Origin of the sequence: Runella sp. (assembly GCF_027484545.1) — a bacterium.
In the GTDB taxonomy this organism is placed as follows: Bacteria; Bacteroidota; Bacteroidia; order Cytophagales; family Spirosomataceae; genus Runella.
Genome location: NZ_JAIXST010000153.1, coordinates 1 through 20,715, shown reverse-complemented (window position 1 = coordinate 20,715; position 20,715 = coordinate 1). Strand labels below are relative to the sequence as shown.

The following is a 20,715-nucleotide window of genomic DNA, read 5'->3' as shown; positions in this document are numbered from 1 at the left end:
CTGTGACAACTTGGGCAAAATAGGTACATAATCTTTGAGTTTAGTCACTCCAAAGTTAGGCATTTGCCCCAGTTGTCTATTTTTTTGTTATAGCATTACTTTGCGCGCACTGCCAAAAAGGTTAGGTTCATGGCAGTAGTCATGCCGTTGAATTTTTTCCAACTGTCCTGACTGCCATATTTATAATAGTGCACCGCCAACGCAGGCATTTGAATGGGCATCCGTAAGTACGAGCCTTTTCCTTTGCTCTCTATCCACTGAATCGACACCACAATATTATCACTTACCTCAATGGCATAAGGTGTCAAATCAATTTCTATCCAGCCATTCACCTTCCCGGAAGTAGTGTAATAGATGTTTTGAAGCAAAAGGTTTTCCATGCCTTTGAGCGAGTACACATTGACCCGAAACTTGACCGATTCAAAATTACTTTGTAGGTAAAAACGGTATTTTTCCAAACGACAGACGGCATGGGGCAAATTGAATTTTCGGCCGATTTCCGCTCCTAAATTCTGACTTGGTTTACTGCCGATGGCAAAATTGGTGCTTGTTTTGGCATTGGCCTTATCGCCCCCAATCGTTTTCGTCACCTGTTCGCGGTTGCTGATGCGTATTTCAGGCAATTGAAACGGCTGTTCTTCCATGACAATAGATTGTTCAGCGGAGTTCGTTTTGAGAGCAGCCGTCGAAAGCGTCAGCGAGCGGTAGCCAATCGGAGAAAAAACGACGTTGCCTTCCGACGACAAATATAACTCAAACTTCCCCTGCTCATCAGAGACTGTCCCAACCGCCGTACCTGCAACTCCGATGCTTACGTAGGCAAGCGGTTGTCGTTGCGTATTCATTAACCGGCCCGATACGCGGACGGGTGTTTGTGCATACATAAAGGCGGTCATTTGAACCATTAAAAAAAGAAGAGAGGACAGAGTTTTCATGGTTTTGGGCGGTTGCTAATAGACGAATGAATGCCAATCGGCTGATACAAACGTACAATCTCCCTAAGCAACGAAACAAGCGCCTTGGCCCGAAACACGGGCTATTAGGAGTGAAATAAGGGGGTACAGCCTCTTTATTTTCCCGAAATGCCCTCTTATTTGCCTGAAATACGAGTCTGTGTTATCTTTGACGCATGACAAACCCTCCTTTGATTCCTATTACTTTTCGGATTCCCAAGAATTGGAAATTGATTTTAGCCATTACGTTGGTTGGAATTTTGTTGTTTCAACTAATGACCTTATATCGCCACAACGACAGCGAATTTTCGGCCCTGTTCAGAGGAGAGGTCGGGCATTATTTCAAAGTATTGTTCGGCTATTACCTGCTATTTGAACTGGTTTCAGTACTGATTTTTATTCAGGTTACTCATTATTACATCCGAATTTTTAGAATGAACTACCTCACGCCTACGCTCAGAGGAGTTCTTTTATACGAGCTCAATTTTCTACCCTGCGTCTTGGCAGCCATTGTCATTTTTGGTCCCATTACCAACGGACTCCGTTATTTGGCGGTATTTTATCCTCATTATTCATGGACAGCCTACTTCCCCGAATACTTTTTTCATGCCCGTATGTTTGGCAATTATCTTTTGCCTTTTCTCATTTTCGGGTACAGTTATCTCAATGTCAATCTGTTTTTAAACTACCATGCGTAGCAAAAAACGCAATTCAATACGCCTGCTCTTCCACCCACTACCCTTTCCTATTTGACCGCCCTTGATGCCTGGTTTGAGCAGGGCGAAACCATTCTGTCGGTTCAGGATATACTGTATTTTGAGGTTGAGCAAAAAAATTATTTTGCCTATACCTTAGGGCGTACGTATAATATCAGGAAAACACTCGCCGAATTAGAGGCAGAGCTTAACCCCCATCAATTTTTTCGAGTCAACCGTTCGGTGATTTTGAACCTGAATTTCCTAAAAAATTACTCCTATTGGGAAAATGACAAATACATCGTTCGCCTGGCCGACGAGAAAACAGAGTTTGTCATGCAGCGCGTACGTGTTAAAGAGTTGAAGGAAAGGTTAAGTTTACGGAATGAGCAGTAGCCCTAAAATAATTGTATTTCGTAATACTTATACAGTTGAAAAAACTTGCCGTAAATTCGTCCCGATTTTCTATTCAAATATACCCATCCAATGAAGTACCTCAAACTCACCCTGGCAATTTTGTGTACCTCGACACTTTTTGCCCAAACCAAATCCGAAACCCTGGCCCGCCCCAAGTTGGTAGTAGGCGTGGTGATTGACCAAATGCGCTACGATTATTGGTACCGTTACTACGACAAGTATGGTGAAGGTGGATTCAAACGAATGTTAAGCGAAGGTTTCAATTGCCGAAATCACCACTACAATTATGCACTAACTGTAACAGCCGCAGGCCATGCATCGGTTTATACAGGTTCAGTCCCTTCCATCCATGGCATTGTGGGAAATGATTGGTATGACCGAAAATTGGGCAAAGGTATGTATTGCGTGGGAGACAGCACCGTACAACCCGTAGGTACTACTAATTTGACGGCGGGAAAAATGTCGCCCAAAAATCTATTAACCAGCACCATTACCGACCAATTGCGCATCGGCAATAATTACCAAGGGAAAACCATCGGTATAGCCATCAAAGACCGAGGCGCCATTTTGCCCGCCGGACACACCGCCAACGGTGCCTATTGGTTTGACAGCAAAACCGGTAACTGGATTACGAGTACTTTTTACATGAACGATTTACCTCAGTGGGTGAAAGACTATAACGCCAAAAAGCGTCCGTCTGAATTGATGAAGCAAAATTGGAACACCCTGCTTCCCATTGCTCAATACACCGAAAGTACTGCTGATGACCAACCCTACGAAGCAAAAATTGCAGGTGCCAAAAAATCCGTATTCCCGTACGACTTGGCAGGAATTGCGGGGGATGCCTTCGGAATTTTGGCCAGTACCCCCCACGGTAACACCATTACCAAAGAAATTGCCCTGGAAGCTCTCAAAAACGAAAATCTCGGGAAAGGTCCCGCGACGGATTTCTTAGCCATTAGTTTTTCAACTCCAGACTACGTAGGTCATGCTTTTGGTCCTAACTCGGTGGAAGAAGAAGATACGTACTTACGCCTTGACCGTGATTTTGCCGAAATTTTTGCGGCTCTTGACAAACAGGTTGGGAAAGGCAATTATCTGTTTTTTATCTCTGCCGACCATGGGGTGATGGATGTGCCAGAATTGTGGAAACAGCATAAACTACCCACCGGGCGTCTTAACTTAGGTCAAATCAATACCGCTATCAAATCCGCTTTGGTCGAAAAATTCGGCGAAGGAGATTACATCACCGCTTCCGAGAATTACCAATTGTATTTGAACCATCAAACATTGGCCGCTAAAAAAATTGAAGTGGAAGATGTGTTCAAAGTAGTGCGGAAAGTAATGATTGATATGGACGGTATCGCCACCGTGCTTAATCTCCACGATTTGGGAAATGCCAACATCAACGACTATTTGCTGACTTTGTACAAAAACGGGAATCACGCCAAACGTAGCGGCGACCTTCAAATCGTAACTGAGCCGGGTTGGATTTCAGGAACTACGACGGCTACTCACGGAGCTCCTTACAACTATGATACCCACATTCCTTTGCTGTTTATGGGCTGGGGTATCAAACACGGGGAGACTTTCAATCGTACTGCCGTAGCTGATACAGCGCCAACTATCGCAGCATTGCTCAAGATATTAGAACCAAGCGGTAATATCGGTCGGGTGATTGAAGACGTCATGAAAAAATAAAAAGCGACTGATTATCAATTGCATCCTTTTTGTATGGGGTTTTAGAATGAATTATGTTGAATGATATTTCGTTAAAAATTTGACAGCAAAAGAAATTTTCATATCTTTCGACTAAGACACTTACCCCCATACATTCAGGATATGCAACCAGAATACGAGGAGAGACAACCAGATTGGCGGGATTCGGTACAACGATTTGAGGTAATGCTCAAAAACCATGAACGTCAATTTTTTGATTTAGATACCTACGAGCAAATCGTGGAGCACTACATAGGCGAGGGTAATTGGGAGCGCGCCTTACAGGCCTGCGAGTTTGGCCTTGAGCACTTCCCCTACTCTCTTGAACTGATGCTCGATAAAGCTCATCTTTTCGCCCAGAATCAGCGTTATGACGAGTCTCTTGATTTGCTTGAACGCGCTTCTTTGTTTCATCCCCATGACTTAGACGTGCTTTTTATGCAGGGCGGTGTTTATAATATGATGGGAGAATATGAGCAATCGGTGGAGGTCTACGAAACCATGCTTCAGTTCATTGAGGAGGATGAAAAAGACGACATCTTGTTCCAAATCGGGCAGGCTTATCAAAATGCTGGCAAATACGAGGAAGCTATCAAGTACTACAAAAATAGCCTAGAACTCAATTTAAACAACGAAAACGCTTTGTATGAACTGGCGTTTTGCCTCGAAATTATGGGGCAGTTGGAGAGCAGCATTGATTACTACAACGAGCTGATAGACCGCGAACCTTACTCCCACAATGCCTGGTATAATCTGGGTATTGTTTACAGTAAATTGGGACGTTACGAAGAAGCCCTCAACGCGTACGACTATGCTTCGGTCATCAAGGACGATTTTTCATCGGCCTATTTCAACATGGCCAATGCCTACATGAATTTGGAGCGGTACAAAGAAGCCAACGAGTGCTATCTGCTTACTCTCCAACACGAAACCCCTACGGCAGACCTTTACTGTCATTTGGGAGCAAGCTACGAAAAGCTGAAAGATTTTGGCAAAGCCCTTGAATACTACCGCGAATCGCTCAAACTCGACAAAGAATGGGATGAAGGTTGGTACGGGGTAGCCGTTTGTTTGGCCGTGGAAGAAAAATGGGTTGAAGCACTCAATTGCATCAGAAAAGCCATTAAACTTAATGAGCACGTTGCGGACTATTGGTTGGTATTGGGCGAATTGGAATATAAAATCGGGAACGTTTTTTCAAGCATAGAAGCCTTTGAAAAAGCCGCCGACTTGGAGCCTGATTATGAAGAAGTTTGGCTCAAATGGTCTTTGGTCCTTTTTGACCAGGGACAGTTTGACAAAGCGTACGAAGTCATTCAGGAAGGACTCGATGATATTCCCGATAATGCGAGTATGTATTACCGCGCTACCGCCTATCTTTTACACGCCGGTGAATACAAAGAAGCACTTATTCACCTCGAAATCGCACTTGCACTCAATTACGAAGCCCACGAGCAGTTGTACGATTTCTTTCCCGACTTAGAAAAACAAAAAGCACTGTTTAAATTAATTGAACAGTATCGCAAATAAAAAAAGCGGGGCGGAAATGATTTCCGCCCCGCTTTTTTTACTTCAATTCCAATACCCAAGCCGACATGGCAGGCACTTTCATTGACGACAGACCGGAGATTGTCTCTCCACTTAACACATTTTGTGCTGACGAAAACCCTTTCATTCGTTCCGAGAAACGAGCAGTGTCAAACGTAGACTCTGCGGCGTTTGTGTTCATGACAACCATGATTGTTTTGGCATTGTCATATCGAAAATACACGTATACGCCGTCTTGGGGCAGGTATTGAGTAAACTTACCGCTGTGAAGTGCGGGGGTATTTTTACGATAATTGGCCAATTTTTTCACCAACTCAAATGCTTCATTTTCTTTGGCATTGCGCCCCGTTGCCGTGAATTTGCTTTGTTTGTCCCCCTTCCAGCCGCCTTCAAAATCTTTGCGTACTTCCGCATCCGTTGGATTTTTGGTGTTTTTCATCAATACCTCTGTACCATAGTAAAAATGAGGAATTCCTCGTGCGGTCAGCAACCATGTTACGCCCAGTTTGTACTTATTAAAATCCTCTCCTACTACCGAAAAAAAGCGGTCTGTGTCGTGATTTTCAAGGAAAGTTACCATTTTAGAAGGATCCGCGTACAGGTAATCCTGCGCGAGAGTGCTATATAGGCGATTGATACCCCCGTCCCAACTGAAAGGCTGATTTAATGACTCGTTAATAGCCGAATACGTTGGAAAATCACACGTCCCAGGCAGATTACAATTGAAAGGGTATTTTACGTTGTTACGCACAAAGTAATTTAACCACGCAGGGTTGGTTACAAAAGTCTCTCCAAAAATCAGGAGGTTAGGATATTCATCCAAAAGCGCTTGATTGCAACGATTCATAAACGGCATATCGTTATATTTATACGTATCTATTCGCCAACCATCTACTCCAAATTCTTCGGTACTCCAAATCGCGTGTTGGATAAGATAGGTTGCAAAAAAAGGACTGCGTTGATTGACGTCCGGTAAGAATGGGGTAAACCAGCCGTCTGTTAACAGCTTGCGATCGGCCTCGGTACCGGCAGGGTCAAAAACGGACTGTTCCTTATGAGTGGTTCCTGTATAAGACGGCGACCTATTAAACCAATCTTTGGTCGGAGGGTCAACAAACATCCAATGGTCTTCCGATACGTGATTGTACACGGCATCCTGAATCAATTTCATTCCCCGCTGATGCAAAGCCGTCGACAGTTTTTTATAGCCTTCATTTCCTCCAAAACGACGGTCTATTTTATATTGGTCGCTGAAATGATAGCCGTGATAGGCTGCCTGCAAATTACCGTGCAGCTCTTTTTTAAGCCTGGTATCGTTTTCAATGACGGGTGTATTCCAAAGCGTTGTTACACCCAATTCCTGCAAGTAATCTAAATGATTGATAATACCCTGAAAATCACCTCCATGCCTCAAAAAAGGCACATTTTTATCGGCTTGTCTGTCAAGCATATCATTAAATTTATCGTTGCTCTCGTCGCCGTTCGCAAAGCGGTCAGGCATAAGGAGGTAGATAAAATCGGGGGTATTGATGGCAACCGGTTTGTATTTTTTTACCCCCAGCGTATAGTTTTGAGTATTTTTAAAATTGCCGTTACTGAATACCAAACGCATGGTGCCGGGCTTGGCCGCTTTAGAAATCTCCAGGTCAACCATCAAATAGTTTGGATTTTCTACTTTATGCGACTTTTTAATGCGAACTCCCGGATACGTCAAACTTACTTTGGCCGAACTGATATTTTTGCCATAAACAAGTAATTGAAGATTGGGGGTTTTCATTCCCACCCACCAGTTTGTAGGGTGGATATGCTTAATTTCAGGATTTTGGGCCGTAGCACAGAAGCCTCCCCAGCCAATGAACAGACTGAGTAAAATGGATTTGAATACGTTCATCATAGGTTTAAAAATCAATTTTTGACAAGGTCGAAAGTTAGAAAAAACTTTCGACAAACGCATAAAATGCCCCTTCTAAAACCAATAAACCTACTAAAACCATCACTTGTTTTCTCTTTTTCACCTATCTTTGAAGCCCTGCTTTCCTTTCCAACCTTGCAGGATTTTACTTCCCAAAGTACGATTTCAACCATGCCGATTATCAAAAAACCTTGGTTTCTGATTTGTCTTGTTCCCGTTTTTCTGCTTGCTTATGTATTGTACAGGAATATAATCAACCTCCCCGTGGGCGATGACGTTTACGTCATGGAGATGTTTAACCAATTAAAAGAAGCCAACTCTTGGTGGGAAAAATTGGGTGTTTTGTTCAGTCAACACAACGAACATCGGCTTGTTGTAACGCGGATTTTAGCCTTGATTCAATACGGAATTTCAGGTTCCATTGACTTGCGCTCGTGGATTATTCTTGGCAATCTAAGTCTGGTTTTTATCGTCATTCTGTACAATCAACACATCGGAGAACAAAAATGGTGGATTATCCCCATCGCATTTGTTATCATCAGTTCCTGTTCCAATACGCTCATCGCCATGCAGAACTCCAATCTGTTTTCAGCGCTGTTTGCGGTAGCTACCATTCATTTCTCGTTGAAAGAATCCTCCTTCAAAAACAGTTTTCTTACGTTCCTGTGCAGTGGACTTTCTATTTTTTCCAACAGCGGGGGCTTTGCGCTGTTGGCAGTAATCAGCGCTGTATTTTTCTTCCAAAAGCGCTATCGTTTGCTTGCAGTTTGGCTTATTTGGGCCCTATTATTGATTGGGGGCTATTATTGGAAATATGAGCAAATTTACCGTCATCCTACCTCTGAACTGCTCATTGAGCAACTTCCCAAAGCGGCTCAATTTTTCTTTGCTTTTTTGGGAAGCATTGCGTTTAATCCAAAAATTGCCCAAATCATGGGTGTCGTCTTTTTGGGAGTAAGCCTTTTTGCCTTTTATAAAAAATACTATTTACAAAACCCTTTTGTGTTTTTGTGCATCCTGTATAGCGTGATGATGGCCGCAATGACCACCTTCAAAAGATACGAATACGGAATTAACACCGCTTTGTCGGAACGCTATTCCATCTATTCCATGCTGTTAACGGCGGGTATTATCATCGTAAGTCGGGATTTATTTTTACGTCCTGTACTTCTCAAAAAGATGCTTTTTCCGGCACTGTTAACACTTTCGGTTCTTATCAATCTCAAGTATTTTACCTTCCACCTCAGGCATCCCGAGGAGCGAAAAGAAGGACTGATGAGTAAAATGGAAAACTATCATTTAAACAACTCCGGCTTTAATTGCCTCGAAGTCAATACACTGAATAAACTGGCAAAAAATGGATTTTATAAGTATAAGTTAGATAAGCCACTCCACAGCAAAACGTATTATGACAGTCTGAACCGTCCTCCTCTCACGTATCTCAAACTCCGTATTGACACTATTTATCAAACTCGTGATAATTTGCACATTGCGGGTTTCATCGCGAATCCACCGGCTGATGTGCTGAAAATCGGTCAAGTTCACCATCGGCTTTGGGCAATTCACGATAATGCTACCCCTTTCGACTGTACTCACAATGAAATCACGGAGCCCCAAAACGACAAAACGCTCATTTTGGACATGGAATTGGAGAATGACCACCATAAAGTGAGTTTACCAGCCTTCTCCATATCAGTGCCTAAAAAACATTTTCTTAAGGGGGAATATGCGATTTATCTGCTTTTAGTAAATGACAACCCCGTCAACTATCCTCCTGTTAAATCAAATATTGTATTTCATTTGTAGCAGCACTGCGCTTTCAAAATCTTCTATTTCTACGCCACAAAATCACTAACTTTGTGGCATTAATGAGTTTAGCTGCCTGATTCAGCAAGTACGGAGCCGCCCGAACGGTTCACGGTATACAATTCAGGATTTGCAGTAAGCTCTAAACCGTAACTAATAAACAGTAAACTGACATGCCGGGAACCGAACTATTTGGCGCCGAAGAGCGCAAAGAAATCAACGACGTTTTAGAAACCGGAATTCTTTTCCGTTATAATCACGAAGCTCAACGCAATAACATCTGGAAAGCCCGCGAAATGGAGGCAGAAGTGTGTAAAGTGGTTGGAGCAAAATACGCCCATGCAGTATCGAGCGGGTCTACAGCCATTCAAACGGCTTTGGTAGCGGCGGGTATTGGCACAGGCGATGAAGTAATTGTACCACCGTTCACATACATTGCTTCCGTTGAAGCGGTTTTGATGATTGGTGCCTTACCTGTTTTTGCCGAAATTGATGAAACGCTTTGCCTCAGCGCCGAAGGGATTCGTAAGGCAATTACTCCCAAAACCAAAGGCATTTGCCTCGTACACATGTGCGGACAAATGGCCGATATGGATGCCATCTTTGAAGTAGTCCGTGAACATAATCTTATTTTGGTAGAAGACGCCGGACAAGCCATGGGTGCCAGTTACAAAGGTACTTTTACCGGTCTTTTGGGCAAAACAGGTGCTTATTCTTACGATTTCTTCAAAATTGCAACCGCAGGTGAAGGCGGTATTTTTGTCACCAACGACGAGCAAGCCTATAAATTTGCCGATTCATACACTGACCACGGTCACGACCACGTTGGCAGCAACCGAGGAATGGAACAGCACCCTATCATCGGTTTCAACTACCGCATTTCGGAACTTCACGCTGCCGTAGGATTGGCCCAAACGCGCCGTGTACCTTATTTGGTAGAGAAAAACAACGAACACAAAAAATGGTTAATGAATCGTTTGGCCCACGTACCCGGCGTTGGTTTTGCCACTATTCCTGACCCCGACGGCGACTCGGCCACCTTCCTGAATTTGTTGTTGCCCGATACCGAAAGTGCACAAGCCGTCGTAGCCGAGCTGAATGCAGCGGGCGTAGGTGGTTTTAACTATTGGTTTACCAATATGTATCACTTTATCAATCAATGGGATCACTTCAAAGAATTACGTACAGCGAGCAAATTGGCGATACAAGTATTAGGAACCCCACAAGATTACGCCAATGTAGACCTTCCGAAATCGCAGGAAGTGATTGGACGTTTAATTTCATTTGGCGTACGCGTTACGTGGACACAAACTGAATTGGAAACGTTGGCCAATAAACTGGAAACCGCGATTCGGAAAGCAATGGTGGCTTACACGTGTTAAACTCATTCAATTATGAAACTGACATTAATAATTACGGAAGGAGAAGAGTATTTTATTGGAATGATAAAAGAAATTCCGGCAGTGTTGACGCAAGGAAATTCTGTACAAGAAGTGAAAGAAAATCTCTTGGATGCACTTGAACTGTATTTACAAGACATGAGGGAAGAGTCTGTTAGTCAAAAGATTGTCTATCAGGAAGATTTGATTTTTGCTGCCTAATGTCTATTAAACGCAACAAATTAATCAAACATCTCGAAGTACATGGTTGTCATTTTCACCGACACGGCTCCAAGCATGACATTTATAAGAATGAGTTTTCCGGAAAGAAGACAACAATTCCTCGACATCCACAAATGGATAAAAACCTGTGTACTCTTATTTGTAAACAGCTGGAAATTCCGACATTGGATTAAACGATATATCTTCTTTATACATCAGTAGTCAGAGAAAATTAGTGGGGTTAGATTATTTTCTTGAAGAAAAGACAATGAAAAAAACGGAACAAAAACTTACCGAACCACCCAAAAGTTTGGGGCGTTGACTGATGAAAAGCACGCGCCAAACGCAAAAAGAATTGCAGGAAGCTTATCAGAACAATCCAAGAATTAAACAAATTTTTGAGGAGTTGGCAGACAAGTCCAAGAGTGAATCAATGAATGCAAATGGTGCTTATGTTTTCACCAAATACAAACAAAATAAATAATCTAAAATCGAAGTCCCTTCTTGGGAATTCAAGCGATACGCCGCAGAGAGACCATGCATAAAAATTTCAAAGGAATTGAAAAAACCGTCTTTGGACGGGGAAGTTTCAGTCAGCTGGGCGATATACTTGCCCCTTACCGTAGCGAAAACAATCGCTACATGGTGTTTATCGTTGACAATTATTTTAAAGGCAAAGACTTAGAACGTCGCTTGCCTTTATTACCGCGAGATACCGTTTATTTCATTGACGTTGACCCGCACGAGCCTACTACCGAGCAAATTGATACGCTCCGTGATGAGATTTTAGCCGAAAAAGGATTGCCGTCAGGTATCATCGGAATCGGTGGCGGGGCCATTATGGACATTGCCAAATGTTTATCACTCATGGTAACCAATGAAGGTTCTTCAACACTATACCAAGGATTGGATCTCATTAAAGTACCGGGAATCTACCACGTTGGTGTACCTACCATTTCCGGTACGGGTGCTGAAGTGTCCATGACTGCCGTATTGACCGGCCCTGAGAAAAAATTGGGTTTAAAATGCGAGTGGACAGTATTCAATCAAGTGATTTTAGACCCAGATTTGATAGCTACCGTGCTACGCGATTGGTGGTTTTACGTGGGAATGGACACCTACATTCACTGCATTGAATCCGAAAACGGGCAGTTTAACAATGCCTACTCTCACGCGTATGCGGAACAATCCATGAAACTTTGCCGCGAAATTTATTTGGGCGAAAAGAGTGGACAAACTGCCGAAAACGACGATAAATTGATGGTAGCCTCATTAATGGGCGGATTAAGTTTGACTTACTCCGAAGTGGGTATCTGTCATGCAATCAGCTATGGACTTTCTAAAATTCTGGGAATGCGCCACTGCTATTCCAACTGTATTGCTTTCAATCATTTAATAGATTACTATCCCGATGGTGTAGCTGAATTTAGACAAATGGTTAAAAAACACAACATTACGCTTCCTCAAAACCTTTCTAAAGATTGGACAGAGGAACAAATTACGGCAATGGCGCACGTGTCTTACAAACTCGATCACATGTGGAATCACGCTATTGGCTACGATTGGAAAGAGAAATTCACGTTAGAGGACATCGAAGAAATTTTCAGGAGACTATAATTTGAAAAAATCAGGTAAAATAAAAGCCCCGCCTGCCAAGTTTCAGACCAGAAACGCCGCAGCGATTAACCAACGATCCGAAGAGGTCAATGCTCAATCGTTGAAAGGATTGGTGATTCGTTCTACCGGGTCTTGGTACGATATTCGGGATGAAGAAGGATTAATTTGGCAGTGTCGACTACGGGGCAAATTTAAGTTTCAGGACTTAAAAGTGACAAATCCCGTAGCTGTCGGCGACTCCGTTTATTGGGAAATTGAAGACGAAACCAAGCAAACTGGTTTGATAAACGACATTCTGCCCCGTCACAATTACATTGCCAGGAAATCGGTCCATAAGTCGGCTCATGCCCATTTGCTGGCGGCCAATGTTGATCAGTTAATTATTGTGGCTACGCTTACTTTTCCCCGTACCTCATTAGGATTTATTGATCGACTTTTGGTGGTTGCAGAATCATTTCGGGTGCCCTGCATTGTTATTTTCAACAAACAGGACCTTTTTGACGATGAAACTAAAGCCTATCAACAGGAGTTATTAGACCTCTACAATCAATTGGGGTACCTGTGTTTTACGACTTCTAGCGTAACGGGTGAAGGAATTGAAACCTTTCAAAACCTACTGCAAGGAAAAATATCAGTGCTTTCCGGGCATTCGGGGGTAGGAAAATCCACCTTGGTGAATACCATAGCCCCTGATTTGAACCTTCGCACCAACAATGTATCGACCTTTGCCAACAAAGGGGTACATACAACTACGTTTGCCGAGATGTTTGAGATTGCGCCTGATACCTTCATCATTGATTCGCCTGGCATCAAAGAACTGGGTCTATCTGAAATGGAAAAGGAAGAAATCAGTCATTATTTCCCCGAAATGCGCAACTTGCTGAACGAATGTAAGTTTCATAATTGCTTACACATCGACGAGCCCAAATGTGCCGTTAAAGATGCGGTGGAAGCAGGAGACATCGCCATGAGCCGCTATGAAAGCTATTTGAGTATGATAGGAGGGCAGGATAACCGACGATAAGCTTATTTTCTTTTTCATATTATCCAACAAAAAAGAGAGGCTTTCGCCTCTCTTTTTGTTTATTATGGTAGTTAGAAAATTAATAACCAGGGTTTTGAGCAAAAGATGAAGTTCCTTCCGCCGTCTTGGCACTTCTATCAATTTGTGTTTGTGGTATTGGACGTAAATAGTGCTTATCTGCCACAGCTGAAGCTTGTGGATTATGCTTTTTAACTCTATCTACTAAAAGCCCCCAACGTTTCAAATCTAACCAACGAGTTTGCTCTCCCGCCAATTCACGAGCACGCTCATCAACCAGAAAATCAAATGTCAATTGAGACTCAGTGATTTTCATAGCGTCTTTTTTACCTGGGAAAGCAGCTCTTTGTCTTACCACATTTACATCAGCAGTAGCTTCTGCTTTTTTACCAAGTTGCAAATTTGCCTCGGCACGCATGAGATAAATATCTGCCAATCTCCATACAAAATAATCTCTTGAACCTCTTGGTTCAGTTCTGTCTGCACGTTTGGTGTCAAAAAACTTCTGTAAGGTTGGGAACAGAGCCTCATCATACCTACTTGGAACCAATACTTGATATTTTCTTTTAGCTCTTTCTGCTTGGCTCATCTCAAAACCAGGAATGAAAATTGTAGTATCACCAGCAGCAAAAGTAACTCTTGACTTTGAATTATCGAATGAGGTATTGAAAGCACCAGAACTGTTACACAACCAAGTATCTCTAAACGATTTTTTGTAGCGAGAATCATTTACTCTTTCTCCGAAAACCGTATTCAAACAAAAAGCAGTAGGTCTCAAACGCTTAAACGGACGACCGTAGAATACATCTCTTACCATACCTGCTTGGGTATCATACTGCATACCAAAGAATAAGTGGAGGTTATTTCCACCACCACCTTCTCCACCCGCATTGGTGGCATTAGTAATTTGGTCTGTTGTGTATTGTACTGCAAAAACAACTTCAGCATTCTGTTGGTTGTTTTCGTCGTGTACAGCCGCAAAATCATCTAAAAGTCTAAAGCTATACTTTGTAATTAGGTTCGTACACAAATCCGCGGCTTTTTGGAAATCATCAGCGGCTTTATTGGGGCCATAAGCTTTGGCTAAATATACCTTAGCTAAAAGTGCTTCAGCCGACGCTTTGGTAGCTCTACCATAATCATTTGAGTGTCCTTTATTCTCCAAATCAGCTATTGCCTCATTACAATCTTTGATTATTTGAGCATAAACTTCTGCCGAACTATTCCTTTTGCTCTCTTTGGTAGGGGCCAAGGTCTCTGTTAATCTCAAATCAAGCGGGCCAAACTGCTCGTGTAAAATATAATAATAGTGGGCTCTCAAAAACTTTGCCTCAGCAATTCTCAATTTTTTGGTTGCATCCGAAACACCTACCACGGCCGCCGCTCTCTCGATAACAGCATTACAGGTATTTATGCCTCTGTACATTTCATCCCACAGAATAGCCAAGTAATCTACTGTTGGTTGAATTTGGGTGTCGTAGAAATGAAAACCTTTATATCCACCATCGGCACCCGTAGCGTAGATATCGGTTCCATACTCGGTGAATGTCAAGCCTAATTGCGTACCATAAAACGTTCTAAGCGATGAATAAGCTGCTTTTGTGGCATCTTCAAATCCTTTGGCGGTGTTTATATAATCGTTCCCGATGTTTGAAATCACCTCTTCTTTTAGCAAATCTTGGCAAGAAGTACTGACGAGTAGCATACTACCCAACGCGAATACTTTTAATTTATTTATGTTCATGATAATTAATGCTTTAAAATTTAACATTCAAACCAAATGTAGTTACTGTAGTGGAAGGAGTAACTCCACTATTTACCTCAGTCGTACCTGTTGGGTTACCAGTGATAGCTGCCTCTGGATCTACACCATTGTACTTAGTCAAGTAAGAAGACCAAATTTTAGGTTGTTGTATTGATGCATACAAACGCACCGACTCAGCACCGATTTTCTTAGCAATTGCATTACTGAATGTATATCCAAAGTTGATATTTCTTAGCTTAACAAAAGTTCCATCGTAGTAAAAGAGTGTTGAGTTATATACTGGAAACTCTTGATTACTCTTTGGACGTGGGAACTCATTGGTAGGATTATTAGGCGTCCAATAGTCCACTTTTATTTGTTGATAACGACCTGCAAGTTGCAATTGGTTTCTGTGGAAACCCGACAAAATGGTGTTGCCAAAACGACCAAACAAGAAGAAGCTCAAGTCAAATCCTTTGAATTCGAATCTATTAGTAAGACCTCCCGACCATTTTGGTACGTCATTACCGATAAGTACCCTGTCATCTGCGGTAATTTTACCATCATTGTTTGTATCCTGTACTTTGATTTGTCCAACCTCAGAACCATACGATTTAGCTAAATCAGCTTCGCTTGTTTGCCAAATACCTGCTTTTTTGAAATCGAAGTAAGTATTCAATGGATAACCAATAAACCATCTGTTACCTAAGTCATCCACTTTACCGTTGTACAATTCAACGATTTCCTCTCTGTTGCGAGTAAATTGGAAATCTGTTGTCCACTTAAAGCCATTTTTTGTGTTAACGTTTACCGTAGTAAGTCCCAATTCAATTCCTGTATTTCTGGTATGACCCACGTTGTTACTAAAGAAGTTAAACCCAACAGAACCAGGCAAGAAATCATTTAGGAGAAGGCTTTTGGTATTTGTCTGATAAAACTCCAATGAACCTTGTACACGCCCACGGAAAACAGAAAAATCTAAACCAACGTTAGAAGTTGCAGTGGACTCCCATCTTAAGTTTGGATTGCTAATTGTGCCTGGTCTAAATCCAAAAGCTCCTGTTGCTCCAAAAGCATAGGTGGTACGTCCCAATAACCCTTGTGTTTGGTAGGGTGCTACCCCTTGGTTACCTACTTGACCCCAACCTGCACGAAGTTTCAACATATCAATCCATGTGACACCTTTTAAGAATGTTTCATTGCTGATATTCCAACCCAAAGCAATACCAGGGAAGTTACCGTATTTTGTGTTCTCACCGAAACGGCTCGAACCATCACGACGGATAGTCATCGTCAGCAAGTATTTGTCATCATATGAATAGTTTACCCGACCCATCAATGAAGCAATTGTCCATTCTGTTAAATTTGAAGCGGTTGCCAAAACTGATGTTGCAGAATTTAAACTATAAAACGATTGTGCCTGAGCTGGAATTCCTTGAACCTCAGTTCTGTATCTTTCAAAATTATCTTTTTGAATTGACTGAACACCCGTTACATTCAAAGTATGTTTCCCGAAGGTTTTGCTGTAGTTCAATATGTTTTCCATGGTGAAGTTGAACCCAAAACGATTCTCATTGAATGCCTGTGCATCACCACGGCGACGAGCGTTTGTTTCTGAACCAATAAAACGCCCCCAACGTGATATAGTAAAGTCAGGACCTAAGTTTAAACGATAAGTCAGACCATCAATGATTTTTACTTCTGCATAAATGGAATTAAAGATTCTATATCGCTTAGTGTTATCAACATTAACTCCTGGCTCTACCTCAGATAGCGGGTTAGACAAAAGCGCATCGTTTGTAGGTTCAAAAACCAAAGAGCCATCGGCATTAAAAGCAGCACCAAGTGGGTTGGCATTCAATGTATTTCCGTAAGGGTTCAAGTTTTCACCATTTCTAATCGAATACATCATGTAACTTGATATACCAACCTTAAGTCTTTTATTCACTTGGTGGTCAATGTTTGCACGAAGCGAATTACGTGTAAAATCTAAACCTTTTGTAATACCCTTATCTTGGAAAAATCCACCAGAGATATAGAATGAAGTTCTCTCGTTTCCTCCTTGAATACCAATGGTATGATTTTGCATCAACCCAGTTCTGAGTATTAAATCCTGATACTGGGTATTTCTTCCAGCCGCAATACCAGCCGCAACATTAGGGTCACCTCCTAAAACTGCAACTTTAGCATCGGCTGCTGGATCTGCAACCCCTGTTGCAACTGGGTTTCCCGCAGCGTCTCTGTATAAGTTCGTAGCTCTATATGCTTCTCTTACATATTCAGCAAATTCTTCTCCCGAGAATAACTCCAATTTGCTATAAGCGTTTGATGCACCAGCGTAAGTATCAATCGTAACAGTTGTTTTTCCTTTAGTTCCACCTCTTTTTGTGGTTACTAAAACAACTCCGTTTGCACCTCTCGCACCATAAATAGCTGTGGCTGTGGCATCTTTCAAAACTTCTATAGACTGAATGTCGTTGGGGTTGATATCCTCATAACCAGCTGACAATGGGATACCATCAATAACATATAGAGGATCATTTCCAGCGTTAAATGACCTACGACCACGAATTAGAATTCTTGGAGCTGCACCTGGCTTAGAGCCTGATTGTGAAACGTCAACACCGGCTGCACGACCTTGTAAAGCTTGTCCAAGGTTAGTTAAAGGCATTTCTGTAATTTGCTTGGCCGTTACTTGCGATATTGCCCCTGTCATTTGGCTTTTCTTCTGAGTACCGTACCCTACTACTACCACCTCATTAAGTGATTTTTGGTCTGTCGCGAGAGAAATGTTAATCGTAGAACGATTACCCACGGTAATTTCTTGTTTTTCAAAGCCCACAGCTGAAAACACCAACACCGCAGCGTCATCTTTTACATTTACTTTGAAATTACCTTCTCCATCCGTATTCGTTCCCGTGGTGGTACCTTTCACCACAACGCTTACACCCGGAAGGGGAGCGCCATCATCCGTTGATACTACTTTTCCACTGACTGTTTTATCAGCGTTTACGGTTGCAGTAAGTTTACCGCCACTGCCATGCGTAGGCGGGGTAGAAGCCATTACGGATGCTGAACTTAACACCGCCGCAATCACCCACGTACTGCTCAAAATAGAGATTTGCCTCATAATGATAGATTAAAATAAGTGAAAATAAAATGTAATTATTTTGGGTTAAAGTATTGAAAAATCAAAGTTATTACTCAACGAGTTTAGAGCTATTGATTAACTTTCGCAAAAAATAGGGCAAAACATTTTACGCAATCGTTACCGGGAACGTTTCCGATACATTAATTTTTGTATTTTTTTTGACTATTTTTAAGTAATCACCGGCTTTCTCACAGTATACTCTTAAAAAAATTAGAGTTATTTTTGGTACTATTTCAAGATTACGTCGATTAAATCCACCCTTTCATCGGCAATTTATGACGAAACAAAAGCACTCTCCTTAGTATATTAATAAATTTTCCAAAGAATCCAACCTACTAAAGCCAAGCCAACAAAAAGCGCAATCAACCAACGGGTCAAATACAAAGCGGACGCCAAAGGCTTTACTTCTTGGTCAAGGGGATCAATTTCAGGAATGGTATTGACAGATTCTAAAACTCGCTTCCAAAGCGTACGCATTTCCTGAGAGGTCATGCCCACATAGGCGGCTGAAAATTGACCCACCAATGTTCGCGCTTCTGCGATTTCATCTGATTTGTAAGGGTGATTTTTAAGCCATACTTGCCAGAAATTACTCAGTTCTGTGTCGTCAGGTTGCTGCACCCACCTAATAAAAAGCGGTTCCGCTGCAAATTCCTCAACGGTGTAGTGAGCAAAATTTTTCATTTGGTACTTTGGCAAGTCAACGTAGCTTTAATATTGCCAAATAAGCGACCAAAACAGACTTTCTACTGACAAAAACCTAAAATTTACAAACCCATTAAAAAAACAATTTCAATTAGTCGTAGTTTATTCTGCTTACAATGCTGCGTCCCAAGGTAATCTCATCGGCATATTCTAAATCACCTCCGATTGGGATACCCCTTGCAATTGTGGATATTTTTAGAGCGAAGTGTTTAAGCTTCTTTTGAAGATAAAAGGAAGTAGTATCGCCCTCCATCGTTGGACTGAGCGCAAGAATGATTTCTTTTACTTCAGGGGCTCCCTGAAGTCGTTGAAGTAAAGTATCAATGTGTAAGTCACCTGGACCGATGCCTTCAAGCGGTGAAATTATCCCGCCTAACACGTGATATAAGCCATTGTATTGGCCCGTATTCTCAATGGCGAGTACATCGCGACTGTCCTGTACCACACAAATGACCGATTGGTCACGCTTGGAGTTCAAGCAAATGCTGCAAAGTTCATCATCTGAAATATTGCGGCATTTTTTACAATATTGAATCTGTGTACGCACAGCAACAAGGGCTGCCGCCAGAGCGTGGCTTTCTTTCTCAGTGCGTTTTAACAGATGAAGCACTATTCTCAACGCACTTTTCTTTCCAATACCGGGGAGTTTGGAGACTTCACTTACGGCTTCTTCGATTAATTTTGAGGGAAAATTCATAATAATATAGGTAGTCACACAATTCTTTTACAAAAATACGAAATGCCTGCCCATACTAAAAATGAACTTTACTCTTTCCCTTTGGCATATTTCAACGGGGTAACCCCAAACATCTTTTTAAACTGCCCGATAAATTTGATGGGGTGACTATACCCTAATTTTTGAGACACACTCGTGACGTTCAATTCGCCGGATTTTAACCATTCAGCCGCTTGCTTCATGCGCTTTTGCTGAAAATATTGATAAAAAGGCAATTCAAACACTTCCTTAAATAAGTATTTAAACTTGCTTTCGCTCATGCTTAACTGAGCACTGAGTTCGGTGATGGTAGGTAGTGGCTGCTCAAACTGAAACATATAGTTATTTACCACCCATTCCATCTTGAGACGGTCATTTTTAATCACTTTAGGACCTTTCAGCACTTCAAAATAAGAGTTCAGATAGTCGAACAAAGCACTTTTCAAACGAAGGTTGTTGTGCAGGCTGCTTAAATTGGAATTGCGGACAAACGCTAGTAACGGAACATCCAATGATTTGTAGAAAGTTTGTAGAAAGAAGGTAACGATACAAAATCATGCACATTTTTTATTTGCAAAAAAGGCTCAAGTAGACCGCTGCTTTTTGCCCACTCAGCTGAAATGGAAATTTTAAGCAGTCGTATTGTTTTATATCTTTTTAGTGGCTCAATTTCAATTTTTTCATCTCCGTACGTAATAAATTGAATTTTTGACTGGGTAGATTGATGGGGGTGATAAACTCTTACAAGTTCAACCGATTCCCACAAACAAAGGGTATTTGGTTCAACAGGAGGTAGTGGGGTTTTTCCAGACGTTAAAATAAATTCTGCCTCCAGCCCCTTTTCCAAATTTAGGGTGGTACTTTTGATTACGTCAAGGTTTGGAATGGTGCTCATACTACTACTGATTTTAAATGTTATGGGTTCTTCAAAATGGTATATAGACTTTACTATTGAACACAAATTAAATCAATACTAGTGTTGTAGCAATTTAATTTTGTACATTAATTTCATTATATCTATTTTGCATTTTTGTTCGAGCTTTTTCAGTAGTAAATGACCAATTCACTTTGATAGCTTTCATATTTCTGT

The 20,715-nt window shown here is 41.7% G+C and carries 18 protein-coding genes; 10 read left to right on the top strand and 8 right to left on the bottom strand.

The window, feature by feature from the left end:
- Nucleotides 1-95: 95 nt before the first annotated feature.
- A complete protein-coding gene (locus Q0081_RS14165) occupies nucleotides 96-935 on the bottom strand; it encodes a carboxypeptidase-like regulatory domain-containing protein (protein ID WP_298354528.1) in 840 nt (279 codons plus the stop codon).
- A 194-nt stretch (nucleotides 936-1,129) separates the two neighbouring features.
- Between Q0081_RS14165 and Q0081_RS14160 the strand changes: the two genes are divergently transcribed.
- The 4 genes from Q0081_RS14160 (at nucleotide 1,130) to Q0081_RS14145 (ending at nucleotide 5,314) form a co-directional block, all read left to right on the top strand.
- Nucleotides 1,130-1,651, top strand: a complete 522-nt coding sequence (locus Q0081_RS14160) for a hypothetical protein (protein WP_298354525.1) — start codon at nucleotides 1,130-1,132, stop codon at nucleotides 1,649-1,651.
- Nucleotides 1,652-1,702: 51 nt separating this feature from the next.
- Nucleotides 1,703-2,044, top strand: coding sequence for a LytTR family DNA-binding domain-containing protein (locus tag Q0081_RS14155; RefSeq protein WP_298354522.1), 342 nt, complete (start codon nucleotides 1,703-1,705; stop codon nucleotides 2,042-2,044).
- Between the two features lie 90 nt (nucleotides 2,045-2,134).
- Nucleotides 2,135-3,766 (top strand): alkaline phosphatase PafA, encoded by a 1,632-nt coding sequence (gene pafA / locus Q0081_RS14150; RefSeq protein WP_298354519.1) that lies wholly within the window; start codon nucleotides 2,135-2,137, stop codon nucleotides 3,764-3,766.
- 141 nt (nucleotides 3,767-3,907) lie between these two features.
- Nucleotides 3,908-5,314, top strand: coding sequence for a tetratricopeptide repeat protein (locus Q0081_RS14145; protein WP_298354516.1), 1,407 nt, complete (start codon nucleotides 3,908-3,910; stop codon nucleotides 5,312-5,314).
- Nucleotides 5,315-5,351: 37 nt separating this feature from the next.
- Here the strand turns inward: Q0081_RS14145 and Q0081_RS14140 are convergent, their stop codons facing one another.
- Entirely contained in the window at nucleotides 5,352-7,226 is a 1,875-nt protein-coding gene (locus Q0081_RS14140) for a glycoside hydrolase family 13 protein (RefSeq protein WP_298354513.1), read from the bottom strand.
- Between the two features lie 63 nt (nucleotides 7,227-7,289).
- On the opposite strand from Q0081_RS14140, the gene Q0081_RS14135 reads away from it, so the two are divergent.
- The 6 genes from Q0081_RS14135 to rsgA all read left to right on the top strand — a co-directional run bounded on the left by Q0081_RS14135 (nucleotide 7,290) and on the right by rsgA (nucleotide 13,292).
- Nucleotides 7,290-9,050: a hypothetical protein gene (locus Q0081_RS14135; protein ID WP_298354510.1), complete on the top strand. Its 1,761-nt coding sequence runs from the start codon at nucleotides 7,290-7,292 to the stop codon at nucleotides 9,048-9,050.
- Between the two features lie 173 nt (nucleotides 9,051-9,223).
- The gene (locus tag Q0081_RS14130) at nucleotides 9,224-10,432 is read left to right on the top strand and encodes a DegT/DnrJ/EryC1/StrS aminotransferase family protein (RefSeq protein WP_298354508.1); all 1,209 of its coding nucleotides are present in this window, start codon (nucleotides 9,224-9,226) and stop codon (nucleotides 10,430-10,432) included.
- Nucleotides 10,433-10,444: 12 nt separating this feature from the next.
- Nucleotides 10,445-10,651: a type II toxin-antitoxin system HicB family antitoxin gene (locus Q0081_RS14125; RefSeq protein ID WP_298354505.1), complete on the top strand. Its 207-nt coding sequence runs from the start codon at nucleotides 10,445-10,447 to the stop codon at nucleotides 10,649-10,651.
- On the top strand, nucleotides 10,651-10,845 hold the full coding sequence (locus tag Q0081_RS14120) for a type II toxin-antitoxin system HicA family toxin (protein WP_298354503.1): 195 nt from the start codon (nucleotides 10,651-10,653) through the stop codon (nucleotides 10,843-10,845). The genes Q0081_RS14125 and Q0081_RS14120 overlap by 1 nt, the downstream gene beginning before the upstream one ends.
- Before the next feature lie 343 nt (nucleotides 10,846-11,188).
- Complete coding sequence (locus Q0081_RS14115; RefSeq protein WP_298354501.1) at nucleotides 11,189-12,268, top strand: iron-containing alcohol dehydrogenase family protein; 1,080 nt, start codon at nucleotides 11,189-11,191, stop codon at nucleotides 12,266-12,268.
- A gap of 100 nt (nucleotides 12,269-12,368) precedes the next feature.
- Nucleotides 12,369-13,292: a ribosome small subunit-dependent GTPase A gene (gene rsgA / locus Q0081_RS14110; RefSeq protein ID WP_298354534.1), complete on the top strand. Its 924-nt coding sequence runs from the start codon at nucleotides 12,369-12,371 to the stop codon at nucleotides 13,290-13,292.
- Between the two features lie 79 nt (nucleotides 13,293-13,371).
- Here the strand turns inward: rsgA and Q0081_RS14105 are convergent, their stop codons facing one another.
- The 6 genes from Q0081_RS14105 to Q0081_RS14080 form a co-directional block, all read right to left on the bottom strand.
- Nucleotides 13,372-15,054 (bottom strand): RagB/SusD family nutrient uptake outer membrane protein, encoded by a 1,683-nt coding sequence (locus tag Q0081_RS14105; protein ID WP_298354498.1) that lies wholly within the window; start codon nucleotides 15,052-15,054, stop codon nucleotides 13,372-13,374.
- Between the two features lie 13 nt (nucleotides 15,055-15,067).
- Nucleotides 15,068-18,184, bottom strand: coding sequence for a SusC/RagA family TonB-linked outer membrane protein (locus Q0081_RS14100; protein WP_409034064.1), 3,117 nt, complete (start codon nucleotides 18,182-18,184; stop codon nucleotides 15,068-15,070).
- A 327-nt stretch (nucleotides 18,185-18,511) separates the two neighbouring features.
- The gene (locus Q0081_RS14095) at nucleotides 18,512-18,889 is read right to left on the bottom strand and encodes a hypothetical protein (RefSeq protein ID WP_298354495.1); all 378 of its coding nucleotides are present in this window, start codon (nucleotides 18,887-18,889) and stop codon (nucleotides 18,512-18,514) included.
- Between the two features lie 112 nt (nucleotides 18,890-19,001).
- On the bottom strand, nucleotides 19,002-19,607 hold the full coding sequence (recR, locus tag Q0081_RS14090; protein WP_298354492.1) for a recombination mediator RecR: 606 nt from the start codon (nucleotides 19,605-19,607) through the stop codon (nucleotides 19,002-19,004).
- Between the two features lie 68 nt (nucleotides 19,608-19,675).
- On the bottom strand, nucleotides 19,676-20,071 hold the full coding sequence (locus Q0081_RS14085) for an AraC family transcriptional regulator (RefSeq protein ID WP_298354489.1): 396 nt from the start codon (nucleotides 20,069-20,071) through the stop codon (nucleotides 19,676-19,678).
- A gap of 47 nt (nucleotides 20,072-20,118) precedes the next feature.
- Nucleotides 20,119-20,520 carry a hypothetical protein gene (locus Q0081_RS14080; RefSeq protein WP_298354486.1) on the bottom strand — a complete coding sequence of 134 codons (402 nt, stop codon included), beginning with the start codon at nucleotides 20,518-20,520 and terminating at the stop codon, nucleotides 20,119-20,121.
- Between the last annotated feature and the right edge of the window lie 195 nt (nucleotides 20,521-20,715).

Excerpts from the sequence above, each read along its gene's own strand:
- Q0081_RS14165 (WP_298354528.1), bottom strand. The coding sequence starts at position 935 with ATGAAAACTCTGTCCTCTCTTCTTTTTTTAATGGTTCAAATGACCGCC.
- Q0081_RS14160 (WP_298354525.1), top strand. The coding sequence starts at position 1,130 with ATGACAAACCCTCCTTTGATTCCTATTACTTTTCGGATTCCCAAGAAT.
- pafA (WP_298354519.1), top strand. The coding sequence starts at position 2,135 with ATGAAGTACCTCAAACTCACCCTGGCAATTTTGTGTACCTCGACACTT.
- Q0081_RS14145 (WP_298354516.1), top strand. The coding sequence starts at position 3,908 with ATGCAACCAGAATACGAGGAGAGACAACCAGATTGGCGGGATTCGGTA.
- Q0081_RS14140 (WP_298354513.1), bottom strand. The coding sequence starts at position 7,226 with ATGATGAACGTATTCAAATCCATTTTACTCAGTCTGTTCATTGGCTGG.
- Q0081_RS14135 (WP_298354510.1), top strand. The coding sequence starts at position 7,290 with ATGCCCCTTCTAAAACCAATAAACCTACTAAAACCATCACTTGTTTTC.
- Q0081_RS14130 (WP_298354508.1), top strand. The coding sequence starts at position 9,224 with ATGCCGGGAACCGAACTATTTGGCGCCGAAGAGCGCAAAGAAATCAAC.
- Q0081_RS14125 (WP_298354505.1), top strand. The coding sequence starts at position 10,445 with ATGAAACTGACATTAATAATTACGGAAGGAGAAGAGTATTTTATTGGA.
- Q0081_RS14120 (WP_298354503.1), top strand. The coding sequence starts at position 10,651 with ATGTCTATTAAACGCAACAAATTAATCAAACATCTCGAAGTACATGGT.
- Q0081_RS14115 (WP_298354501.1), top strand. The coding sequence starts at position 11,189 with ATGCATAAAAATTTCAAAGGAATTGAAAAAACCGTCTTTGGACGGGGA.
- Q0081_RS14105 (WP_298354498.1), bottom strand. The coding sequence starts at position 15,054 with ATGAACATAAATAAATTAAAAGTATTCGCGTTGGGTAGTATGCTACTC.
- Q0081_RS14100 (WP_409034064.1), bottom strand. The coding sequence starts at position 18,184 with ATGAGGCAAATCTCTATTTTGAGCAGTACGTGGGTGATTGCGGCGGTG.
- Q0081_RS14095 (WP_298354495.1), bottom strand. The coding sequence starts at position 18,889 with ATGAAAAATTTTGCTCACTACACCGTTGAGGAATTTGCAGCGGAACCG.
- recR (WP_298354492.1), bottom strand. The coding sequence starts at position 19,607 with ATGAATTTTCCCTCAAAATTAATCGAAGAAGCCGTAAGTGAAGTCTCC.
- Q0081_RS14080 (WP_298354486.1), bottom strand. The coding sequence starts at position 20,520 with ATGAGCACCATTCCAAACCTTGACGTAATCAAAAGTACCACCCTAAAT.